The sequence below is a fragment of the Stenotrophomonas forensis genome (assembly GCF_028752115.1).
GTDB lineage: Bacteria > Pseudomonadota > Gammaproteobacteria > Xanthomonadales > Xanthomonadaceae > Stenotrophomonas > Stenotrophomonas forensis.
The window spans coordinates 4045080-4066378 of the sequence record NZ_CP082270.1 but is presented as its reverse complement, the minus strand read 5'-3'; the positions used below and the strand labels follow the sequence as shown (position 1 = coordinate 4066378).

At 68.2% G+C, this 21299-nt stretch carries 22 protein-coding genes; 11 read left to right on the top strand and 11 right to left on the bottom strand.

The features are described 5' to 3' along the window. Positions 1 to 47 precede the first annotated feature (47 nt). Complete coding sequence (locus K5L94_RS18650) at positions 48 to 953, top strand: LysR family transcriptional regulator (RefSeq protein WP_053450772.1); 906 nt, start codon at positions 48 to 50, stop codon at positions 951 to 953. A gap of 10 nt (positions 954 to 963) precedes the next feature. On the opposite strand, the gene K5L94_RS18645 is transcribed toward K5L94_RS18650, so the two are convergent. Continuing rightward, complete coding sequence (locus K5L94_RS18645; RefSeq protein WP_053450771.1) at positions 964 to 1383, bottom strand: Imm70 family immunity protein; 420 nt, start codon at positions 1381 to 1383, stop codon at positions 964 to 966. Positions 1384 to 1568: 185 nt separating this feature from the next. Between K5L94_RS18645 and frmR the strand changes: the two genes are divergently transcribed. The 4 genes from frmR to K5L94_RS18625 all read left to right on the top strand — a co-directional run bounded on the left by frmR (position 1569) and on the right by K5L94_RS18625 (position 5499). Further along, positions 1569 to 1844, top strand: a complete 276-nt coding sequence (frmR, locus tag K5L94_RS18640) for a formaldehyde-responsive transcriptional repressor FrmR (RefSeq protein WP_008266233.1) — start codon at positions 1569 to 1571, stop codon at positions 1842 to 1844. A 59-nt stretch (positions 1845 to 1903) separates the two neighbouring features. Continuing rightward, complete coding sequence (locus K5L94_RS18635; protein WP_164087579.1) at positions 1904 to 3013, top strand: S-(hydroxymethyl)glutathione dehydrogenase/class III alcohol dehydrogenase; 1110 nt, start codon at positions 1904 to 1906, stop codon at positions 3011 to 3013. Positions 3014 to 3063: 50 nt separating this feature from the next. Then, positions 3064 to 3894: an S-formylglutathione hydrolase gene (fghA, locus tag K5L94_RS18630; RefSeq protein ID WP_053450769.1), complete on the top strand. Its 831-nt coding sequence runs from the start codon at positions 3064 to 3066 to the stop codon at positions 3892 to 3894. Between the two features lie 159 nt (positions 3895 to 4053). Further along, a complete protein-coding gene (locus K5L94_RS18625; RefSeq protein ID WP_053450768.1) occupies positions 4054 to 5499 on the top strand; it encodes a GGDEF domain-containing protein in 1446 nt (481 codons plus the stop codon). A gap of 34 nt (positions 5500 to 5533) precedes the next feature. Here the strand turns inward: K5L94_RS18625 and K5L94_RS18620 are convergent, their stop codons facing one another. Both K5L94_RS18620 and K5L94_RS18615 read right to left on the bottom strand, forming a co-directional pair. After that, a complete protein-coding gene (locus K5L94_RS18620) occupies positions 5534 to 6004 on the bottom strand; it encodes a hypothetical protein (RefSeq protein WP_053450767.1) in 471 nt (156 codons plus the stop codon). Positions 6005 to 6009: 5 nt separating this feature from the next. Beyond that, positions 6010 to 6456, bottom strand: coding sequence for a universal stress protein (locus K5L94_RS18615; RefSeq protein WP_053450766.1), 447 nt, complete (start codon positions 6454 to 6456; stop codon positions 6010 to 6012). A 141-nt stretch (positions 6457 to 6597) separates the two neighbouring features. Here K5L94_RS18615 and K5L94_RS18610 point away from each other — a divergent pair, with 141 nt between their 5' ends. The 4 genes from K5L94_RS18610 to K5L94_RS18595 all read left to right on the top strand — a co-directional run bounded on the left by K5L94_RS18610 (position 6598) and on the right by K5L94_RS18595 (position 11712). Further along, the gene (locus K5L94_RS18610; RefSeq protein ID WP_053450765.1) at positions 6598 to 7506 is read left to right on the top strand and encodes a LysR family transcriptional regulator; all 909 of its coding nucleotides are present in this window, start codon (positions 6598 to 6600) and stop codon (positions 7504 to 7506) included. 176 nt (positions 7507 to 7682) lie between these two features. Beyond that, complete coding sequence (locus tag K5L94_RS18605; RefSeq protein WP_053450764.1) at positions 7683 to 9197, top strand: MFS transporter; 1515 nt, start codon at positions 7683 to 7685, stop codon at positions 9195 to 9197. A 23-nt stretch (positions 9198 to 9220) separates the two neighbouring features. Continuing rightward, positions 9221 to 10303: an HlyD family secretion protein gene (locus K5L94_RS18600; RefSeq protein ID WP_053450763.1), complete on the top strand. Its 1083-nt coding sequence runs from the start codon at positions 9221 to 9223 to the stop codon at positions 10301 to 10303. Continuing rightward, positions 10300 to 11712 (top strand): efflux transporter outer membrane subunit, encoded by a 1413-nt coding sequence (locus K5L94_RS18595; RefSeq protein ID WP_274511146.1) that lies wholly within the window; start codon positions 10300 to 10302, stop codon positions 11710 to 11712. Before K5L94_RS18600 ends, K5L94_RS18595 begins: the two co-directional genes overlap by 4 nt. 107 nt (positions 11713 to 11819) lie before the next feature. On the opposite strand, the gene K5L94_RS18590 is transcribed toward K5L94_RS18595, so the two are convergent. From K5L94_RS18590 to K5L94_RS18570, 5 genes are all read right to left on the bottom strand, one after another. After that, the gene (locus tag K5L94_RS18590) at positions 11820 to 12158 is read right to left on the bottom strand and encodes a hypothetical protein (RefSeq protein ID WP_053443843.1); all 339 of its coding nucleotides are present in this window, start codon (positions 12156 to 12158) and stop codon (positions 11820 to 11822) included. A 77-nt stretch (positions 12159 to 12235) separates the two neighbouring features. Continuing rightward, entirely contained in the window at positions 12236 to 13177 is a 942-nt protein-coding gene (locus K5L94_RS18585) for a DegV family protein (RefSeq protein ID WP_274511145.1), read from the bottom strand. Between the two features lie 95 nt (positions 13178 to 13272). After that, positions 13273 to 13905, bottom strand: coding sequence for a 2-hydroxychromene-2-carboxylate isomerase (locus K5L94_RS18580; protein WP_053450760.1), 633 nt, complete (start codon positions 13903 to 13905; stop codon positions 13273 to 13275). 20 nt (positions 13906 to 13925) lie between these two features. Next, positions 13926 to 15209, bottom strand: coding sequence for an amidohydrolase family protein (locus K5L94_RS18575; RefSeq protein ID WP_080374963.1), 1284 nt, complete (start codon positions 15207 to 15209; stop codon positions 13926 to 13928). Beyond that, complete coding sequence (locus K5L94_RS18570) at positions 15209 to 16618, bottom strand: amidohydrolase (protein WP_053450759.1); 1410 nt, start codon at positions 16616 to 16618, stop codon at positions 15209 to 15211. Before K5L94_RS18570 ends, K5L94_RS18575 begins: the two co-directional genes overlap by 1 nt. 159 nt (positions 16619 to 16777) lie before the next feature. Between K5L94_RS18570 and K5L94_RS18565 the strand changes: the two genes are divergently transcribed. Together K5L94_RS18565 and K5L94_RS18560 are read left to right on the top strand one after the other, a co-directional pair. Further along, positions 16778 to 17554 carry an AMP nucleosidase gene (locus K5L94_RS18565; RefSeq protein WP_005414446.1) on the top strand — a complete coding sequence of 259 codons (777 nt, stop codon included), beginning with the start codon at positions 16778 to 16780 and terminating at the stop codon, positions 17552 to 17554. 43 nt (positions 17555 to 17597) lie between these two features. Further along, positions 17598 to 18137: a DUF924 family protein gene (locus tag K5L94_RS18560; protein ID WP_008264653.1), complete on the top strand. Its 540-nt coding sequence runs from the start codon at positions 17598 to 17600 to the stop codon at positions 18135 to 18137. A gap of 72 nt (positions 18138 to 18209) precedes the next feature. On the opposite strand, the gene grxD is transcribed toward K5L94_RS18560, so the two are convergent. From grxD to K5L94_RS18545, 3 genes are all read right to left on the bottom strand, one after another. Further along, a complete protein-coding gene (grxD, locus tag K5L94_RS18555) occupies positions 18210 to 19136 on the bottom strand; it encodes a Grx4 family monothiol glutaredoxin (protein ID WP_049455915.1) in 927 nt (308 codons plus the stop codon). A 172-nt stretch (positions 19137 to 19308) separates the two neighbouring features. Continuing rightward, a complete protein-coding gene (locus tag K5L94_RS18550; protein ID WP_180879096.1) occupies positions 19309 to 19926 on the bottom strand; it encodes an SGNH/GDSL hydrolase family protein in 618 nt (205 codons plus the stop codon). 3 nt (positions 19927 to 19929) lie between these two features. After that, positions 19930 to 21204 carry a pyridoxal phosphate-dependent aminotransferase gene (locus K5L94_RS18545; RefSeq protein ID WP_053450757.1) on the bottom strand — a complete coding sequence of 425 codons (1275 nt, stop codon included), beginning with the start codon at positions 21202 to 21204 and terminating at the stop codon, positions 19930 to 19932. Between the last annotated feature and the right edge of the window lie 95 nt (positions 21205 to 21299).

Genomic DNA, 21299 nt, shown 5'->3' with positions numbered 1-21299 from the left:
CGATTTCCCTTGGTGCGGGACTATTTGTCCCTAATGAGGGATTGAAGATGCTGCCGCTGGAATCCTTGAATGGCCTGGTCACGTTCGTCACCACGGCCCGCTCGGGCAGTTTCACCGAGGCCGCCGATACGCTGGGCATCTCGCGCTCGGCCGTGGGCAAGGCCATCGCCCGGCTGGAAGCGCGGCTGGGCGTGCGCCTGTTCCATCGCACCACGCGGCGCATCGCGCTGACCACCGATGGCGAGGCCTATTACGCTTCGTGTGCGGCCGCGCTGGAAGAGATTTCCGCCGCCGAGGCCTGCCTGGGCTCGGCCGGCCTGCCCAGCGGGCGGCTGCGCATCGACATGCCGTCCTCGTTCGGGCGGCTGGTGGTGCTGCCGGTGCTGTTGCGCCTGTGCCGGCAATACCCGGACCTGCAGCTGACGATGACCTTCACCGATCACTTCGTCGATCCCGTCGAGGAAGGCATCGACCTGCTGATCCGTTTCGGCGGCCTGCACCAGGCCGAGCACCTGGTCGCGCGCCGGCTGGGCCGCCAGCGCCTGGTCACCTGCGCCGCGCCGGCCTACCTGCAGGCGCACGGCGTGCCGGGCAGTGTGGAGGAACTGGCACAGCACCGCAGCATCGTTGGCTTCCGCCACGGGCAGCCGGTAGCGTGGCGCATCGGCAGTGATGATGCCGAAGGAACCTTCATCCCCAACGCGGCCTACCAGCTCAACGACGGCGATGCGGTGATCGACGCCGCCATCGCCGGGCTGGGCATCTGCCAGATGCCGGCGTCGCTGGTACGCCGTCACCTGCAATCCGGCGCGCTGCAATCGGTGCTGGACGCGCACATGCAGCGCCACATCGACATCCACGCGCTGTGGCCGCCAACCCGTCACCTGCGGCCGAAAGTGCGCTACGTGGTGGATGAACTGACCCGGTTGGCGGGTGAGGGGCTGTTCGATTGAGCCGGACGCATCAATAGCTGACGATCCGGGCAGACGTGTCTCCGCCTTCCTGAAGTGCTTCAAGTACATCAATCAGAAGCGCAATCAGATCACGCCCATGTGCAGTGACGAAATAGTTCCCCAAGCTATCAATTTCGGGAGCGATATCGTCTCCCCACGGCGGACGCTGCGCTCGATCGTCGAACGACCAGATGGCATGGGTCGGTGGCATTTCGGCTAGCTCAGTGCGGATGACGTGCATTTCGAACAGCGCGGTGGCCGCATCTGATTTCTGCACGCAGCCGGCATAGAGCTGCTCCATGATGATCGGGAAGCGGCTTCCCCATCCATCCGGTTCCAGATTGCCGCTGATTGTCGAGAAGAACGCATACAGAAAATCGCTGCTGCCGATCTCATCGGTGATGCGCCCGAGTTGGATGCCAATGCCCATTATTTGATTCCAGATGTTGCCCCCGATAGCTTGCCTGACACAGCGTTGGTGGCCGCTGGGTCATTTCAAGCAATTGATTTTGCTTGATTAAAAGCTGCCGTCCCGGAGCTCCAGGAAGCCATTTGCGTCAAGGCAATTGCTTCCATGTATACTATCCTCCAGTATAGTTCAGAGGTGGCCCCGCCATGCCGCACTCCCCCGAAGAGAAAAAGAAGGTGCTGGCCCGCGTGCGCCGCATCCGCGGCCAGTGCGATGCGCTCGATCGCGCGCTGGAAGCCGGTGCCGACTGCGCGCCGGTGCTGCAGCAGATCGCCGCCATCCGGGGCGCGGTCAACGGCCTGATGTCCGAGGTGATGGAGGCGCATCTGCGCGAGGAGTTCGGCCAGCCTGCGGCTTCCGATGAACAACGCGCCGAACGCGTGCGCGACATGAGCGCGTTGATCCGCTCGTACCTGAAGTAAACGACGGCGCAACGTTGCGCCGCGCATCCTGTTACTGCCTGTCTTTGGAGAAGCCACCCATGAAGTCCCGTGCCGCCGTCGCCTTTGGTCCCGGCCAGCCGCTGCAGATCGTCGAGATCGACGTCGCCCCGCCGAAGGCCGGCGAAGTGCTGGTCAGGATCACCCACACAGGTGTGTGCCACACCGATGCGTTCACCCTGTCCGGCGACGATCCGGAAGGCCTGTTCCCGGTGGTGCTGGGCCATGAAGGCGCGGGCATCGTGGTGGAGGTGGGCGAGGGCGTGACCAGCGTCAAGCCGGGCGACCACGTGATTCCGCTGTACACCGCCGAGTGTGGCGAGTGCCTGTTCTGCAAGAGCGGCAAGACCAACCTGTGCGTGGCCGTGCGCGCCACCCAGGGCAAGGGCGTGATGCCCGACGGCACCAGCCGCTTCAGCTACAACGGCGAACCGCTGTACCACTACATGGGCTGCTCGACCTTCAGCGAGTACACCGTGGTGGCCGAGGTTTCGCTGGCGAAGATCAATCCGGACGCGAACCCGGAACACGTCTGCCTGCTCGGCTGCGGTGTCACCACCGGCATCGGCGCGGTGCACAACACCGCCAAGGTGCAGGAAGGCGACAGCGTGGCGGTGTTCGGCCTCGGCGGCATCGGCCTGGCGGTGATCCAGGGTGCGCGCCAGGCCAAGGCCGGCCGCATCATTGCGGTGGATACCAATCCGTCCAAGTTCGAGCTGGCCCGCGAGTTCGGTGCTACCGACTGCATCAACCCGAAGGACCACGACAAGCCCATCCAGCAGGTCATCGTCGAGATGACCACCTGGGGCGTGGACCACAGCTTTGAATGCATCGGCAACGTCAACGTGATGCGCGCGGCGCTGGAATGCGCGCACCGTGGCTGGGGCCAGAGCGTGGTGATCGGCGTGGCCGGTTCGGGCCAGGAGATCTCCACCCGCCCGTTCCAGCTGGTGACCGGCCGCAAGTGGATGGGCACCGCCTTCGGTGGCGTGAAGGGCCGCAGCCAGCTGCCGGGCATGGTCGAGGACGCGATGAAGGGCGATATCGAACTGGCCCCGTTCGTCACCCACACCATGGACCTGGACAAGATCAACGACGCCTTCGACCTGATGCATGAAGGCAAGTCGATCCGTTCGGTGGTCCACTACTGAGCCGCGCCGGGTGGCAGGCTTGAGGGCCTGCCGCCCCTCGGGAGGAACCCATGGAACGCATCGAACACCGCGCCTGCTTCGGTGGCTGGCAGGACGTCTACCGTCATCATTCGACCACGCTGGGCTGCGACATGCAGTTCGCCGTGTACCTGCCGCCACAGGCGGAGACGCAGGCGCTGCCAGTGCTGTACTGGTTGAGCGGGCTGACCTGCACCGAGCAGAACTTCATCACCAAGGCCGGCGCGCAGCGCTATGCGGCCGAGCACGGCGTGATCATCGTTGCGCCCGACACCAGCCCGCGTGGCGATGACGTGGCTGATGCCGAAGGCTACGACCTGGGCAAGGGGGCAGGGTTCTACCTCAACGCCACCCGTGCACCGTGGGCGAAGCATTACCGCATGCACGACTATGTGGCCCAGGAACTGCCGGCGCTGATCGAGGCGAGCTTCCCCGCGACCGGCGCGCGTGCGATCAGTGGCCATTCGATGGGCGGCCACGGTGCACTGGTGATCGCGCTGCGTAATCCGGGGCGCTACCGTAGCGTGTCGGCGTTCTCGCCGATCGTCGCGCCCAGCCATGTGCCATGGGGGCAGAAGGCGTTCCACGCCTACCTGGGCGACAACCCGGCCGACTGGGCGCAGTGGGATACGTGCGCGCTGGTGGCGACGGCCAGTGAGCGCCTGCCCCTGCTGGTCGACCAGGGCGGGGCCGACGAGTTCCTGCAGACCCAGCTGCAGCCCGAGCGCCTGCAGCAGGCCTGCGATGCGGCCGGCCACCCGCTGACCCTGCGCCTGCAGCCCGGCTACGACCACAGCTACTACTTCATCGCCAGCTTCATCGGCGAGCACGTGGCACACCACGCCCGCGCCCTCCAAGGCTGACACCCCCGGAAAAGGGGACGGAGGGGATTAAGTCGCTTTTGCCATTGTGCCGAAAGCGACTTAATCCCCTCCGTCCCCTTTTTTCTGCGCTGGATCACGCCATCGTGGCGCGACGCCGCGCTATCGTGCGCGCATACGGCCTTGCGGATCGGGGGAGGCATGCCGGTAGTGCTGGCGCTGCTGTACGTGCTGTGCCATGGCTTGGTCGTGGCCCTGTGGCCGGGGGCGACCGGCGTGGGCTCCTTCGTTTTCCTGACCGGCGCGCCGCTGCTGGCGGCGATGGCCTGCCTGTGGCGGGCACGTCGCGACCGCGCCGCGCTTGGCTGGCGTGCCACGGCGCTGGCGCTGCTGCTGTGGGCTGGCGGCATGGCCTTCAACATGATCGATGCACTCGGCGCCGGTCGCGCCGATATCACGCCGCAGGCCAGCCTGTTCCTGTACGTGCTGTACGGCGTGCCGCTGGTGTTCATCCTGGCCCGCGCGCGCCGTGAGCGCCTGAGCATCAGCCTGATCGACGCCGCGATGGCGGCGCTGCTGGGCGTGCTGTTCTTCGTGCATACGCAATCGTTCGCCGCCCGTATCGATATCGACGATTCGGCGATGGCCAGCATGCAGCGCATGTTCGATATCCAGAACCTGTGCATCGCCGGGTTCGCGGTGGTGCGCTGGCTGGCCGGTGATGTGCCCGAGCGGCGCGGCTTCTTCCGGGTGCTGGCGCTGTACGCGCTGGCGTACCTGCTGGTGGCCTACTACATCAACCACTACACCTCGGGTGATTCCTTCGGCGCCTACAACGATCTGCTGATCGACCTGCCGTTCCTGCTGCTGGCGTTGCTGGCGTTGAGCCGGGCACCGGTACCGGGCTCGGCGCCGCATCCACGGCTGGCGCGCACCGTGCAGGCTGCGGGGCCGATGATCCTGCCGTTGCTGCTGCTGGTGGTGGGCACGCTGGTGGTCGACCACGCGCGACCGCTGGCGGTCAGTGGCTTCGTGGTGGCCACGCTGGGCTTCGGCCTGCGCAGCATCCTGCTGCAGACCGACCTGATGGAACGCCAGGCCGGCCTGGACCAACTGGCGCGCCAGGATGGCCTGACCGGGGTTGCCAACCGCCGCGAGTTCGACGCGCTGCTGCTGGCGGAGTGGAACCGCGCACGGCGCAGTGGCAGCCCGCTGGGCCTGCTGCTGGTGGACATCGACCATTTCAAGGCCTTCAACGACCAGCACGGCCATCCGGCTGGCGATCGCTGCCTGCAGGCCGTGGCCGCGGTGTTGAAGGCCATCGCCGGCCGCGCTGGCGACAGCGTGGCGCGCTATGGCGGCGAGGAATTCGCGGTGATCGTGCCTGGAAGCGCGCTGTCGGGCGTGCTGGCGCTGGCCGAACGGCTGCGCGAGGCGGTGGAGGCCCTGCCGCTGCCGGAAGGGTCGGTCAGTATCAGCATCGGCGTGGGCTACCTGCATCCACCGGCCCTGGCCAGTGCCGATCAGTTGCTGGCGGACGCCGATGCCGGCCTGTATGCCGCCAAGCGGGCCGGCCGCAACCAGGTGGTGCTGCACGCGCATGTGCTGGATGACGAAGGCAGCACGCACGGCACGATGGATTGCTGAAGGCCATGGTTCCCGTGGTGCCTGCGCGTGCGCATCATCGCTGCCGCAGCCAGCCGGCCGGATCGAGCAGGCGGAGCCCGACCGGTGACAATGAGCGCTGCCGCAGTGGCAGCTTCGCCGCGTGCACCACGAATGCACAGCGTGCCAGTTGCCGGCGCAACGGCGCCAGCGTGTCGTCGTCGCGGGGGCGTGCGTGCCGCCACTGTGCAATACGCAGCAGGCAGGCCAGCAGGTCCAGTTCGCTGGCGGCGATGAACGGCGAGCCGGACCGCAGCAGATCTATCGGCGCGGCAGGCGTGGCCAGCAGCGGCAGCAGGTTGATGAACGCGCCGCAGCCCTCGGGATCAAGGCCGAGGTCGCTCAACCCGGCCAGCCCATCGGCCCGCAGGTCGGGCTCGCGCAGTTGGCGTATCGCAGCGAGCAGTGCCTGCTCGCCACGACCCAACTGGCGGCCGAATGCCCGGTAGTTGACGCGGGTAGGAAACAAGGGGGAACGGGAGGCCATGGCAGCTAGGGTTGGGGGTCGCGGGTTTCCACCAGCACCGGACAGGGCGCGTGGTCGATGGTCCATTGCCCGATCGAGGGTTCGAACAGGCGTTGCAGGCGGGACAGGTGGCGGTGGCCGATCACGATCAGGTCGCACTTCAGGCGCTTGGCCTGTTCGCTGATGACTTCGCCGGGATCGCCGGAGGGAATCTGCGCGATGGCATCGACGCCGCGTTCGCGCAGTTCGGCCAAGGCTTCGGCCAGCACCGCTTCGGCGCGCGAGCGCTGGCGGGCGGCTTCCGGATACTCGATGCGGTCGGCTTCGCTGGCATCGGCGGCCAGCGCGAATTCGGGATCGAGCACGCACAGCAGGTGCAGGCGACTACGCGGGCCGGCGATGGCCGCGGCGAGGTCCAGCACGCGCGCGTGCTGGGGGCCGCCGTCCAGGGCGACCAGCAGGGTATTGAACATGGATGTCTCCTTGGCAGGCCGGGGATGGTCGCCGATGTCACCGCGCGCACCCATGCCGTGCGGCGCAGGCAATACGTGCATGGCATGCAATCGACTTTTACTTGGAGTGTCGTAGAGTCACTCCATTTATTGGAGACTGCCATGCCCTTGCCCGATCTCAACCTGCTGCTGGCCCTGGATATCCTGCTGGACGAAGGCAGTGTCGCCGGAGCGGCTCGGCGCATGAATCTGAGCGCGCCGGCCATGAGCCGCACCCTGGGGCGGATCCGCGACGCGCTGGGCGACCCGGTGCTGGTACGCGCCGGCCGCGGCCTGGCGCCGACCCCACGCGCGCTGGAACTGCGCGAGCAGGTGCGCGACGTGATCGAGCAGGCCCATCGGGTGTTCAACGAAGGGCGCGAGGTGGACATCCAGACCCTGGAACGTACCTTCAGCATCCGCGCCAACGACGTGTTCATCGGCAGCTACGGCGGCCGCCTGCGGGACGTGTTCCGCGAGCAGGCGCCAGGCTGCACGCTGCGGTTCATGCCCGAAGGCGATACCGACGATGACGCGATGGTGCAGGGCCGGATCGACCTGTATATCAGCACTGCCGGCAAGCACACCCAGGAAACCAAGGTGCAGAACCTGTTCACCACGGCCCTGCTGGGCGCAGCGCGCAAGGATCATCCGCTGTTCGACGGCGATATCACCGCCGAAAGGTTTGCCGCATGCGACCACATCGCCGTCTCGCGGCGCGGCATCGCGCATGGGCCGATCGACGACGAACTGGCACAGCTGGGCCTGCAGCGGCGGGTGGCGATGGTCATCCCCACCTTCCATGGCGCGATCTTTGCTGCAGCCGCCTCGGACCTGGTGCTGCCGCAGATGCCCAGCGTGATGCTCGATCGCATCGCCTACATGGGGCTGCCACTGCGCATGTTCCCGTTGCCGGTGCCGGTACGCACGGTGGCGCTGGTGCAGGCCTGGCACCCGCGCATGGACAACGACCCGGCGCACCGCTGGCTGCGCCGTGCGATCAAGAGCATGTGCGACGCCGACGCTGTGTAATCGTGTGCCGACCAACGGTCGGCACCCACCCAAACCCGTGCGTCCCGCGCACGCCTGGCATCGCATCCACGCCATTTTTCGCAGCAGTGGGCCTGCCTAGACTGCGCTCCCCACATTCACGGAGCGCACGCCATGTCGCTTCACCTGCCGTGCGCCGCACGGATCGGCCCGCGCCCATGAGCGCGATCACCGTGCCACAGGCCCCCGCCGCCCCGCTTGCCCCCGCGTTCGATCGCCGCATCGTGGTCGGATTGTGCGGCGTGCTGCTGGTGGTGCTGCTGTCGGGCTTCAACGAGAACGTCACCAAGGTCGCGCTGGCCGACATCCGCGGTGGGATGGGGTTCAGTGCCGATGACGGCAACTGGATCACCGGCATCTACAGCGCCATGTCGGTCAGCGCGATGGCCTTCGCGCCCTGGTGCGCAGCCACCTTCTCGCTGCGCCGCTTCGGCCTGGTGATGATCGCCGCCTTCATGGTGCTGGGGGTGCTGTGCCCGCTGGCGCCGAACCTGCCGACTTTCCTGCTGCTGCGCGCATTGCAGGGCCTGGCCGGCGGTGCGCTGCCGCCGCTGCTGATGAGCGTGGCGCTGCGCTTCCTGCCGCCGGGCATCAAGCTGTATGGCCTGGCGGGCTACGCGCTCACCGCAACGTTCGGGCCGAGCATGGGCACGCCGCTGGCCGCACTGTGGGTCGAGCACGCCGGTTGGCAGTTCGCGTTCTGGCAGATCGTGCCGTTCTGCGTGGCCGGCATGGTGATGGTCGGCTGGGGCCTGCCGCAGGACCCGATGCGCCTGGAGCGCTTTGCCCAGTTCAACGGCGTGGGCCTGGCCCTGGGGTTGCCGGCACTGGTGATGCTGGTGCTGGGCCTGACCCAGGGCGCGCGCCTGAACTGGTTCGATTCGCCGCTGATCACGGTGCTGCTTGGCGGCGGCACCGGCCTGCTGGTGTTGTTCTTCATCAACGAGTGGTTCCACCCGCTGCCGTTCTTCAAGCTGCAACTGCTGGCCCATCGCAATCTCAGCTATTCGCTGGTCACCTGCGTGGGCGTGCTGTTCGTGCTGCTGGCGGTCATCTCCATCCCCTCCGGCTTTCTCGCCAGTGTGCAGGGCTACCGCCCGCTGCAGACCGCGCCGATGTTGTTGTGGGTGGCGCTGCCGCAGGCCATTGCGTTGCCGCTGGTGGCTGCGCTGATGAACCAGCGTGCGGTGGACTGCCGCTGGGTGCAGGCGGCCGGGCTGCTGCTGCTGGCGGCGGCGTGCTTCCTGGGCGCACACCTGGATGTGCAGTGGAACCGCGACACCTTCCTGTGGGTGCAACTGCTGCAGGTGGTGGCACAGCCGATGGCGGTGCTGCCGTTGCTGCTGCTGGCGACCACCGGCCTGGCGCCGCAGGACGGTCCCTATGCCTCGGCCTGGTTCAACACCGTCAAAGGCTTTTCGGCGGTGTTTGCCGGTGGCGTGCTTGATGCGGTCGGACAGACACGGCGCCACCTCCATTCCACCGCGCTGATCGATCACCTGGGCAACCAGCCGTGGTTGCCCGCCAGCGCCGATCTGCCCGCGCGGCTGCACGCCCAGGTGCAGGCGCTTACCTCGGCGGACCTGTACTGGCTGGTCGCGCTGGTGGCCCTGGGCTGCCTGCCGCTGCTGCCGTGGGCCACCCGTGTCCACCCGCCACGTGCCGTGGCCTGACCCTCACCCGCAAGGACTCCCCCATGAGCCTCAACAAGACAACCCTCAACACCGGCCTCGTGCTGGGCGTGCTGGCCCTGGCGACCGGCAGCTGGCTGCTGCTGCGCGACGGGCGTTACCAGCGCACCGACAACGCCTACGTCAATGCGGATTTCACCGTGGTCGCACCGAAGGTGGCCGGCTTCGTCAGCAGCGTCGAGGTGGACGACAACCAACCCGTGAAGGCCGGCGACGTGCTGGCGCGCATCGACGACCGCGACTACCAGGTGGCCCTGCAGGCAGCGCGTGCCGACCTGGCCAACGCCCGTGCACAGCTGGCCAATGCACAGGCCGCACTGGCCCAGCAGGGCTCGCTGATCGAACAGGCCAGGGCCAGTGTCGATGTCAGCCGCTCCGAACTGACCCTGGCCAGCGCCGACCAGCAGCGCTACCGCGAACTGGCCCGCGACGGCGCCGGCACCGTGCAGAACGCGCAGCAGGCGCAGTCGAAGCAGGCGGTGGCCAGTGCGCACCTGCAGCAGGGCCAGGCCGCGTTGTCGACCGCACGCCAGCGCACCGACATCCTGACAGCCGGTGTGCAGGCCGCGCAGGCCGCGGTACAACGCGCCGAAGCCGCGCAGGCGCGCGCCGAACTGGATCTGTCGCACACCGTGCTGCGCGCACCGATCGACGGCATGGTCGGCCGCCGTGCGGTACGCGTTGGCGCCTACCTGACGCCGGGAACGCCGGTGGCCGCCGTGGTGCCGTTGAAGCGCGCGTTCGTGGTCGCCAACTTCCAGGAAACGCAGATGACCCGCATGCAGGCCGGCCAGCAGGTTGAGCTGAAGGTGGACGTGTTCCCGGGCAAGCCGCTGCGTGGCCACATCGACAGCATCGCACCGGCGACTGGCGTTACCTTTGCCGCCATCGCGCCGGAAAACGCCACCGGCAACTTCACCAAGGTGGTGCAGCGCATTCCGGTGAAGATCGTGCTGGAGCCGGGCCAGCCGCTGCTGGAGCAGCTGCGTGCCGGCATGTCGGTGGAAGCCCGCGTTGACCTGGACAGCCGCGTGCGCGTGCAGAGCGCGCAGCGCGTGCAGGACCGCACGGACGGGGAGGACGCATGAGCGCTGGCAGCGTGTTCCGAACCTTCGTTGCGGCCACCCTGTGCACGGCCCTGGCCGCCTGCACGATGGGCCCGGACTTCGTACGCCCGCGGGCAGAGCTGCCCAGCCACTGGCAGGGTGAGGCGGTCGCCGGCAACGCCATCGACCAGGACGCGGCCTGGTGGGCCGGCTTCGACGATCCGCTGCTGGGCCAGCTGGCGAGCCAGGTGCTGGCGGCCAACCTGGACCTGCAGTTGGCGGCCAACCGCGTGCAGCAGAGTCGCGCCGCGCGCGGTGCCACCGCGGCCGACCGTCTGCCCAGCGTCAGCGCAACCGCCAGCGGCGCACGCGCACGCAACAGCGAGGTGGGCTTGAGCGATCCGTCCGGCAACGGCGGGCGCGAGGACTACGGGCTGTTCCAGGCCGGCATCGGCCTGAGCTGGGAGCTGGACCTGTGGGGCCGCGTGCGCCGCCAGGTGGAAGCGGCCGATGCACGCGTGCAGATGGCCGAGGAGGATGCACACGCGGTGCGCATCGCGCTGCTGGCGGAAACCGCGCGTGACTACCTGCAGCTGCGCGCGACGCGGCAGTTGCGGGCGATCACCGAGGACAATCTGAGCATCGCCCACGATATCAAGCGCCTGACCGAAGCGCGCCAGCGCCAGGGTGTGGCCAGCACCTTGCAGGTTTCCAGTGCGGCGGCGCAGGTCGCTTCGCTGCAGGCGCGCATCGCACCGCTGCAGCATCGCGAATCGCAGCTGCGCAATGCGCTGGCATTCCTGCTGGCACAACCGCCACAGGCGCTGGACGCACAGCTGCAGGACGCGCGCCGTGACTGGCCGACGTTGCCGACGGTGGCGGTGGGCGTGCCCAGCGAACTGGCCGAACGTCGCCCGGACATCCGCCGTGCCGAAGCGGCATTGCATGCGGCGACGGCGGGCATCGGCGTGGCTCAGGCCAGCTTCCTGCCGCGCATCACCTTGAATGGCGATGCCGGTTTCCAGGCCAGGCAGCTGGATGACCTGGACGGCTGGAACGCGCACCGGTTCAGCATCGGGCCGTCGATCAGCCTGCCGATCTTCCAGGGCGGGCGGTTGAAGGCCAACCTCGCATTGAGCCGGCTGCAGCAGCAGCAATCGGCGCTACAGTTCCGTCGCACCGTGCTGCAGGCCTGGCATGAAGTGGATGATGCCATCGATGGCTACGCAGCCGAGCAGCAGCGTACCGTGCAGCTGCATGTGGCGGTGGACGAAAGCGAGACCGCATTGGGTGCGGCGCGCCGGCAGTACCAGGCCGGCGTGGTCGACATGCTGGACGTGCTGACCACCCAGCGCATCGCGCTGGACAACCAGGCTGCGCTGACCAACAGCCAGGCCACCGCGGCGATTGCACGGGTGGAGCTGTACCGCGCGCTGGGCGGTGGCTGGTAGTGCCGCCCAGCGGCCGGCACTACCGTGTGTGACCCGGTAGTTGCCAACCTTGGTTGGCGGTTTTCCCGGAAGCGCCAACCAAGGTTGGCATCTACCCGGGGCAGGCCTCAACGCACGTCGCGCAGTTCCCAGTGATGGCCGGCCAGCAGGCGCAGGCGCTGCTTGAACACATCACTGTCGATGCGGGTGGTGGCCACCAGGTTGATGCGCAGGTCTTTCTGCTCACCGGTCACGGTGGCGTCCGGGTCGGTGACGCCCCACTGCGGTTCCACCGCATCCGGGTCGGGCTGCTTGGCCTTCCAGCGCTCGAACAGCGCGCCGCTGCGCAGGGCGTCCTGCAGCTCTTCAGCGAAACCGGCGGCGCCCTGCGAATGGAAGGACAGGTCAGGGTCGTTGCCGCGGGCCTTGGACGGGTCGGGCAGGCTGATGTGGTACTGCGCAGGCATGGTGTTCTCCTTGAAGTGCGGCAAGGCTGGCACAGTCGTGGTGGAATCGATGTGCAGATTCCGGCCGTCGCCAGCGCTCATTCGAACCGATGCGGCCCATCGGCAAAGCCCACGGTGACCGCGCCCTTGCCGACGTTGACCATGCCGGTCAGGCTCATCACCGATTCGTACACGATCACGCCGTGGCTGGCGCAGACCTCTTTCAGCGGTGCATAGCCGGGCAGGGTGCGCAGCTCGTCCAGCTCACCGCCGTAGCTGACACACACGGTCGGCGTCATCAGTCCGGCACGCACGCGCTGGCCAACCACCGCAAACAGCTTCTGCACCGCGTTGTCGAAGCCCTTGATCTTGGCCACCGGCCCGGTCTCGCCGCGGTAGCCGTGCAGCACCGGCTTGATGTCCAGCGCGCTGCCCAGCGCGGCGCTGAGCAGGCCGACGCTGCGGTCGCCCTTGTGCCGCGCACGCGCGCGCATGTAGTACAGGTCGCGGGTGACCATGTAGCCGTGCACGTTGCCGGCCAGTTCCTCCAGCCGCTCGCGGATCTGCTGCACGCTGGCGTTGCTGTCGCGCAGGCGCACCGCCTCCACCGCGGTCACCGCCTGCGCGGCGAACAGGTTCTGGGTATCGAGCACGCGCAGCGCGAACGGCGAGTTGTAGCCCGCCGCCTGCCGCACCGGCTTGTAGTCGTTGAGGATGGCGAAGCTGGCCTGCAGCGCGTTGTCGTGGATCGGGCTGCGGGTCTTGGTGATGGTCATGCAGAACACGTGGTCGTAATCGATCACCAGCTGCTGCAGGAACAGGTCACGGATCTGGTTGACGCTGAACGGGATGGTTTCCGCTTCCGCACCATGCTCGGCCACGTGCGCGTGCAGGAAGCTCAGCGTGGCCTGCTCATCGCGATGATCGGCCAGCACGGCTTCGCCGATCCGTACGGTGATCGGCAGCAGCACGATGTTGTGCGCGGCAATGAAGTCCTGCGGCAGGTCGCAGGCCGAGTCGACGACGATTCCGATGCGCATCCGCGGCTCCCCCTCCAGGGCGGTTGTAGGTTCGGAAACGTGAAATCTATCTCAAAACCGGGCGTGGCGCGCGAGGGAAACGCGCCACGCCCTGTTCAGCGGTTGCGCTGCACCGCTACCGGCAGGCTGGCCAGGCGCTGCCATTCGGGCTGCAGCAGCAGGCCTGGGTCGGCCAGCACGGCGGCCATCAACGGGTGCGCGTCGTTGCCCCAGAACAGCTCGTCGTCGATGGCCAGGGTGGGGACCCCGAACACGCCCGCGGCAATCGCGGCCTCGGTATTGCGCCGCAGCTGCTCCTTGACCGCCGGCTCGGCGATGGCACGGTCGGCATCCTCGATGCCCAGCCGCGCGGCCGGCTCGCGCAGCGCATCGGCACTGTCGGCGGCGTTGCCGTCGCGCCAGATCCAGTCGAACAACACATCCACCGCCTGTGCGCTGGCGCCGGCGGCCAGGCACAGCCGCAGCGCCGACAACGGGTTGAACGGATGGCCCGGCGGGAATCGCAGGGGCGTACCCTCGGCCTGCGCGGTCCACAGCAGCTGGCGGTAGATGAAACGACGCTTGGCGGGAATCTCGGCCGGACCGAGGTTGCCCAGGTGATGCAGCACCGCACCGAAGGCAATCGGCACCGGCTGGATCTGCGCGAACTGCGGCAGCTGCTTCAGCTTCTGCCAGTGCAGGTAGGAATACGGCGAGACGAAGTCGAAGTACCAGCGCAGCGTGGCCATTGGAATTTCCTCGTGTACGGTCAGGGCTGCGCGTTGCGCTGCAGGTAGCGGTCGCGCAGTTCGGTCTGGCGCGAGCGCATCGGCATCGCACGTCCCCCCAGCCAGACCTGTTCGGCATAGTGCGCCACGTCCAGCGGGTCGCCTTCCCACAGCACCAGGTCGGCGCGCTTGCCGGGCTCGATGCTGCCGATCTGGTCGGCCACGCCGAACGCCTGCGCCGGTACCCGGGTCAGGCCGGCCAGGCCGTCGGCCCAGGGCAGGCCATGGGCGACCGCATTGCCGGCCAGCTGGCGCATCTTGCGGGCGTTGTGGGTGGCGTCGCCGCGCTGCACGAAGGAGACCGCCACACCCGCGCGCTGCAGGCGTGCCGCATTCTCCAGCGTGGCCCCGATCTGGTCGAAGCTGGCCGGCAGGTTGGCCAGCACATCAACGAACACCGGCACGTGGGCAGCGGCCAGTTCCGGCGCCACCTGCCACGCTTCGCTGGCCCCGGCGATGGCGATCTTCACCTTCTCGCGGGCGGCCCAACGCAGCAGCTGGCGGATGTCGGCGGCACGGTCCACTTCCACCACGATGCGGCCCTGGCCGGCCAGGTAGCGGCTCAACGTGCGGCGGCCGGCCGGGGTCAGCAACGCATGCGGCGAGTCTGCGGCCACCTGGCCACGCGCCTCGTCGATCATCTGCTGCAGCAGCATCCACTGCGCGGCGCGCGACTGGCCGGTCAATTCCGAGGCGGCTGCGCCGATGCGCAGGAACAGGGCGCGCGGGCCGATCGGATCGATGCTGCCATCGAGCCGCATCACGCCGCCCTGGCCGGCCACGAAGCCACCGCCGGGGGTTGCCCCCAGTGCGGTGAAGCCGATCCCTTCCAGCCGGGTCACCGGAATCAGCACCGAGGCCGGGTTGTAGGCCAGGGTCACGTCGAACTCGGGCCGCAACGGTTGCTCGCCGATCTTCAGTGCGCTGTCGACGGTGCTCCTCTCGACCAGTACTTCTTCGATGCCGGTCTCGGTGATGCCGCCGAACAGTGCAGGGGTCAACGGGCGGCCACTGGCCTCGACCACGGTTGCGCCAGCGGGCGCGGACAGGCCGTTGCCCACCGCACGGATGATGCCGCCCTGCACCAGCACGTCGGCGTTCTGCAGGCTGCCGCGTGCGCTGGCGGTGTGCACCGTGGCGTTGCGCACCAGCAGGTCCTGCGCCTGTGCGGATGCGGAGATGCACGCCAGCACCATGGCGGTAGCGCCGAGCCAGGCCCGGCTGCCCTTCGCGGCAGAGTGCAGCCACTGCTTGAGCACCCTCATCAGCGCACCTCCTGGCCAAGCTGGAAATCGGAACGCGGCGTCGCCGCCGGCGCACTGCGGTCGTACAGGCGGCGGCCGTCGATGAAGACCTGCTCGGCCAGCGCGTAGGAACTGAAGGGATTGCCGTTCCACACCACCACATCGGCCATCTTGCCGGCCTCCAGGGTGCCGGTCTGGCCCTCGATGCCCAGCGCCTTGGCGGCGTTGGCGGTCATCCAGGTGATGGCGTGCTCGGGTGTGATCTCCGGCATGCGTGCACGTCGCGCCGAGGCCATCACCTTGGCGGCTTCCTGGTTGAGGCGCTGGATGCCTTCGGGTGAATCGGAATGGACGATGGCACAGCTGTTCTTCGGCCGGTCGACCAGCGCGATGTTCTCCGGAATACCGTCGAAGGCCTCCATCTTGAAGCCCCACCAGTCGGCCCACAGCGCGCCGCAGACGCCATCGGCGGCCAGCCGGTCAGCCAGCTTGTAGGCCTCCACGCCGTGGTGGAACGCGGCCACCTTGAAGCCGAATTCCTTGGCCAGGTCGAGCATGGTGGCCATTTCGTCGGCGCGGTAGCAGTGGATGTGCACGCGGATGTCGCCCTGGATGGCGCCGGCCAGCGTGTCCAGCTTGAGGTCGCGCTTGCCGCCGGCATCCCCGGCGCTGTCGCCCTTGTCGCTGCCGAACCAGCCCTTGCGCTTGGCCGGCTTGGGCTTGTTCTTGGCGATGTAATCGGCGGCATCGATGAAGGCTGCGCGATAGCCGGCCACGTTGCCCATGCGCGTGGCCGGGGCCACGCCCTTGCCTTCGCCGTAGACCCGCTTGGGGTTCTCGCCGCAGGCCATTTTCAGGCCCCACGGCGCGCCGGGGAACTTCATCGCCTGGTAGGTCACCGCCGGTACGTTCTTCAGGGTCACGCCGCGGCCACCGACCAGGTTGGCCGAACCAGGCAGTACCTGCATGCTGGTCACGCCGCCGGCCAGCGCCGTGGCGAAGCCCGGGTCCTGCGGCCACACCGAATGCTCGGCCCAGACGTTGGCGGTGACCGGCGCGGTCATCTCGTTGCCGTCGCTGTGCGCACCGACGCCCGGGCTGGGATACACGCCCAGGTGCGAGTGCACGTCGATCAGTCCCGGCGTGACCCACTTGCCCTGGGCATCGATGCGGGTGACGGCGGCGTCGGCCTGCAACTGCTGGCCGACCGCTACGATGCGGCCCTCGCGCAGCAGCACGTCGGCGTTGTCCAGGCGCTGGCCGGTGCCGGTCAGCACGGTGGCGTTCTGGATCAGCACCGGCGCATCGGGATGCGCCTGGTAGGTGCTGGGGTAGGGATCGGCGAGGAAGCGCGAGGCGCCCACCGCCGGTGCCGTACTCAATGAAAGCAGCGCCAGTGCCACCCCGGCGCGCAACAACGTCGATGCCATGCAGTTCCCCTTGCTTGCGGCTTGGTCCAATCGCCGACGCTAGCCGGGGCGTGGTGGGCTTGCCAAGTGACCTTCTTCACAGGCTGGCCGCTGGCGGCTCGACGGCACCGCCGGTCTGGCCGAAAATAGCCGGTCCCCCGCCGTCCCGGACCCCGGCCCATGAAGAGCAAGCAGGAAATCGTCGACAACTGGCTGCCGCGCTATACCGGCGTGCCCCTGGACCAGTTCGGCCAGCACATCCTGTTGACCAACTTCGGCGGCTACCTGCATACCTTTTCCGAGCTGACCGGCGCGCCGGTCATCGGCCTGGACCGGCCGATGGCCAGTGCCACCATCGACGGCATCACCATGATCAACTTCGGCATGGGCAGCCCCAATGCCGCGATCATCATGGACCTGCTGTCGGCGGTGATGCCCAAGGCGGTGCTGTTCCTGGGCAAGTGCGGCGGGCTCAAGCGCAAGAACCAGCTGGGCGACCTGGTGCTGCCGATCGCCGCGATCCGCGGCGAGGGCACCTCGGGCGACTACCTGCCGCCGGAAGTGCCGGCGCTGCCGGCGTTCGCGCTGCAGCGTGCGGTCTCGACCATGATCCGCGACCTCGGCCACGACTACTGGACCGGCACCGTCTACACCACCAACCGCCGGGTCTGGGAACACGACGAGGCCTTCAAGGAGCGGCTGCGGGCGATGCGCTGCATGGCCATCGACATGGAAACGGCCACGGTGTTCGCCGCCGGCTTCGCCAACCACATCCCCAGCGGCGCGCTGCTGCTGGTGTCCGACCAGCCGATGATCCCCGACGGGGTCAAGACCGAGGCCTCCGATGCCAAGGTCAGCTCCCAGTTCGTGGAAAACCATATCCAGATCGGCATCGAGGCGCTTAAGCTTATCCGGCGCAACGGCAAGTCGGTCCGCCACCTGCGCTTCGACGAATGATGATGATGGCCTGGCGCGGCGCGCCGGCCCTGGGGAGTAGGTGATGGACGTTGCCGCGCAAGTGGTGGAATTCTGGAAGGAGGCGGGCCCGGAAAAGTGGTTCGCCCGCGACGATGCGTTCGACGCGCAGTTCCGCCGGTTGTTCCTGGATGAGCATTTCGCCGCGGCGTCGCGCGCGCGCGAGCATTGGCTGGGCAGCGCCGAGGGCGCGCTGGCGCTGATGCTGCTGCTGGACCAGTTCCCGCGCAACTGCTTCCGCGGTACCGCCCATTCCTACGCCACCGATGGCCTGGCCCGGCACTACGCGATGCGCGCGATCGAGGAAGGCCTGGACCTGCAGCTGGTGCCGAAGCTGCGCGCCTTCATCTACCTGCCGTTCGAGCACTCCGAGGATCCACTGGACCAGGACCGTTCGGTGGCGATGTTCGACGCACTGGGCGACAAGGAATACCTGCAGTACGCCGAACTGCACCGCGACATCATCCGCCGTTTCGGCCGCTTCCCGCATCGCAACGCGGTACTGGGCCGCATTCCGGCGCCGGAAGAGCTGGACTACCTGGCCGAAGGCGGGTTTGCGGGGTAGATCCACGCCATGCGTGGATGCAAAAAACGCCGGCGTTCGCCGGCGTTTTTCGTAGGTTTCAACCGCTGCCGATCAGTACTTCGGCACGCCGTTGTCCACGTCTTCCGACCAGGCGTTGATGCCGCCGGTGACGTTGAACACCTTGGTGAAGCCCAGCGCACGGAACTGCTCGGCGGCCTGCGCGCTGCGGCCACCGTGGTGGCACATGAACGCCAGCGCCGTGTCCTTCGGCAGGGCTTCCAGCGCGGCGCGGCCGTTGCCGTCGAAGCTCTTGAACGGCACGCCGACGGCGGCGATGGCGCGTTCGTCAGCCGGGCGCACGTCCACCAGGGTGATGTTGCCGGCGCGCACCAGGTCGTCGGCATCGCGAACGCTGATTTCCTGCACCGGCTTGGGCGCGTTCGGGTTGTCGATGGCCAGGCCCTTGCCGCGGATGTCGTCCACCCAGTCGATGGTGATGCCGTTGGCGCGACGGGCGCTGGCCAGGTCGAACTGCACGCGCAGGCCGTTGGACTCGGCGGCGATCGCGCCTTCGTCGTGCGGGGCCAGCTGGAAGTTCGGCTGGAAGCCAGCGTCGATGGTCAGCTGCAGCGCGGCGCCCGGGGCGTCGGCCAGCGCGCCCTTCAGCATTTCCACGGCAGCCGGGGTCACGGTGATGCTCGGCGGGGTGCGGTCCGGCGCGGCCAGGCCCAGCACGCTGCTCAGCTCGCCGCTGGCGGCCATCTGCAGCACGATGTCGCTGCCGCCGACCAGTTCGCCGTCGATGTACAGCTGCGGGATGGTCGGCCAGTCGCCATAGGCCTTGATGCCTTCACGGATTTCCTGGTCGGCCAGCACGTTGACGTGGGCGAACTCGACGCCGAGGTCCTGCAGGGCGCCCACGGCCTTGGCCGAGAAACCGCACTGCGGCATCGACGGCTGGCCCTTCATGAACAGCACGACGCGGTTGTCGTTGAGGATGGATTCGATGCGCGAACGCAGGGCGGGATCGAGGGACATGGACGTCGGGGTTCCGGGAATTCGAATGATCAATTCTACCCCCGGCGGCATCGCGCGGGATGAGCAGGGCAGGAACATTGCGTCGCATCGCCCCACGGCGCGGTGGGGGCTGCCAGGCCCGGGGTGTCGCAGCCGGCCCTGATCCTGGCCCGGACCGCCCCGCTGGGGGATGTCAGCCGGCGCGGCCGAGCAGGTGCGCGGCCACCGGCAGCGCCCGTTCGCTCCACAGCGCGTACATCCGCGCCGAGGGATGCAGGCCATCCTCGGCGATCATCGCCGGGTCCTCGCCCTGGGCGCGGCTGATGTCGGTGATATCGACGAAGGCCACGTTGTGCTGGGCGCTGATCACCTCGGCGGCCGCGTTGAACTCGTCGGTCTCGATCTCGATCGCGGCCAGGTCACGGCCGCTGCCAGCGCCGAACGGGGTCGCGCCCCAATCCGGGAAGGACAGCACCAGCACCCGCTCGGGGCGACCAGCGGCAAAGCCGATCGCGCGCTGCAGCAGGGCCGCGAACTGGGCACGGTACTCGTCCAGCGGGCGCCCGCGGTACTGGTTGTTGACACCGATCAGCAGGCTGACGAAGTCGAACGGGCCCTGTGGCGCGGCCAGGTCGATACCGGCCTCCAGTTCATCGGTGGTCCAGCCGGTGGTGGCGATGGTCTGCGGATCGGCCAGGTCCACGCCCTGCGCACGCAGCGCGGCGGCCAGCTGGTGCGGCCAACGGCCTTCAACCGCAACCGCTTCGCCGATGGTGTACGAATCGCCCAGCGCCAGATAGGACAGCGCCACCGCTCAGGCCACCGAACGGCGCGGCTTCAGCGGCACGACCTTGGTCGCGTCCTCGGCACGTCGGGCCAGCACGCGGTCGATGCGGGCGAACACATCGCGCATCACCGAGGCTTCCGGCATCAGGGTCACGCGGAAGTGGTGGCGGTAGGGCACGTTGAAGCTGGAACCCGGCACCACCAGCACGCCTTCGTTGTTCATCAGGTCCAGCGCGAAGTTGTGGTCGTCGAAGCCCTTGGCGGCGGCGCCGACCACGGCCGGGAACGCATACAGCGCACCGGCCGGCGCGACCAGCGACAGGTGCTCGCTGGCTTCGCAGGCCTCGATCACCGCGCGCCGGGTCTCATACAGGCGGCCACCGGGCGTGCACAGTTCGGAAATGGTGTCCGGGCCGTTCACGGCGGCCTCGATGGCGTACTGGCCGGGCACGTTGGCGCACAGGCGCAGCGCGCCCAGCAGGTCCAGCGCTGCACGGAAGTCGCCGAGCCGGGCATCGTCGCCGCTGAGGTGGGCCCAGCCCACGCGCCAGCCGCAGGCGCGGTGCACCTTGCTCAGGCCGCTGAAGGTCAGGCACGGATGATCGCCGGCCAGCGGAGCGACCGGCTGGAACACCGCGTCGTCGTACAGGATCTGGTCGTAGATCTCATCGACCAGCAGCAGCAGGTTGTGGCGGCGTGCGATCTCCACCACGCGTTCCAGCAGTTCGCGCGGATAGCTGGCGCCGCTGGGATTGTTCGGGTTGATCAGCACGATGGCGCGGGTGCGCGAAGAGACCAGCGTCTCGATCTCGCTCGGGTCCGGCTGGAAGCCGTTCTCCGGCGCGCAGCGGTAGTACACCGGGCGGCCATCGTTGAGGATGGTCGAGGCCGACCACAGCGGGTAGTCGGGCGAGGGCACCAGCACTTCGTCGCCCGGGTTGAGCAGGGCGCGCAGCGAGAGGTCGATCAGTTCGCTGACGCCGTTGCCGAGGAAGACACGGTCCGGGTGCGCATCGGGCGCGCCACGGCGGGCGTAATAGCCGGCGATGGCTTCGCGTGCGACCGGCAGGCCCTGCTGGTGGGTGTACGGGTCGGTGCGGCCCATGTCGTCGGCGATCGCGCGCTGCAGGTGCTCGGGCGCACGGAAGCCGAAGGCACCGGGGTTGCCGATGTTGAGCTTGATCAGCTTGCGGCCCTGCGCTTCCAGCTCCCGGGCTCGCCGCGCCAGTTCTCCGCGGATTTCGTAGCGCACTTCGGAAAGGCGCTCGCGGATGGCCAGGGGCTTGGGCGAGGGGGTGGACATGGGGGCTGGGCCGTCAAAAGGCATGGGGTTTCCATCCTACCGGAATTGCTGCAATGCATGGCAAGGGCGCGGGCCTGCCGTTGCTGGGCTGGCAG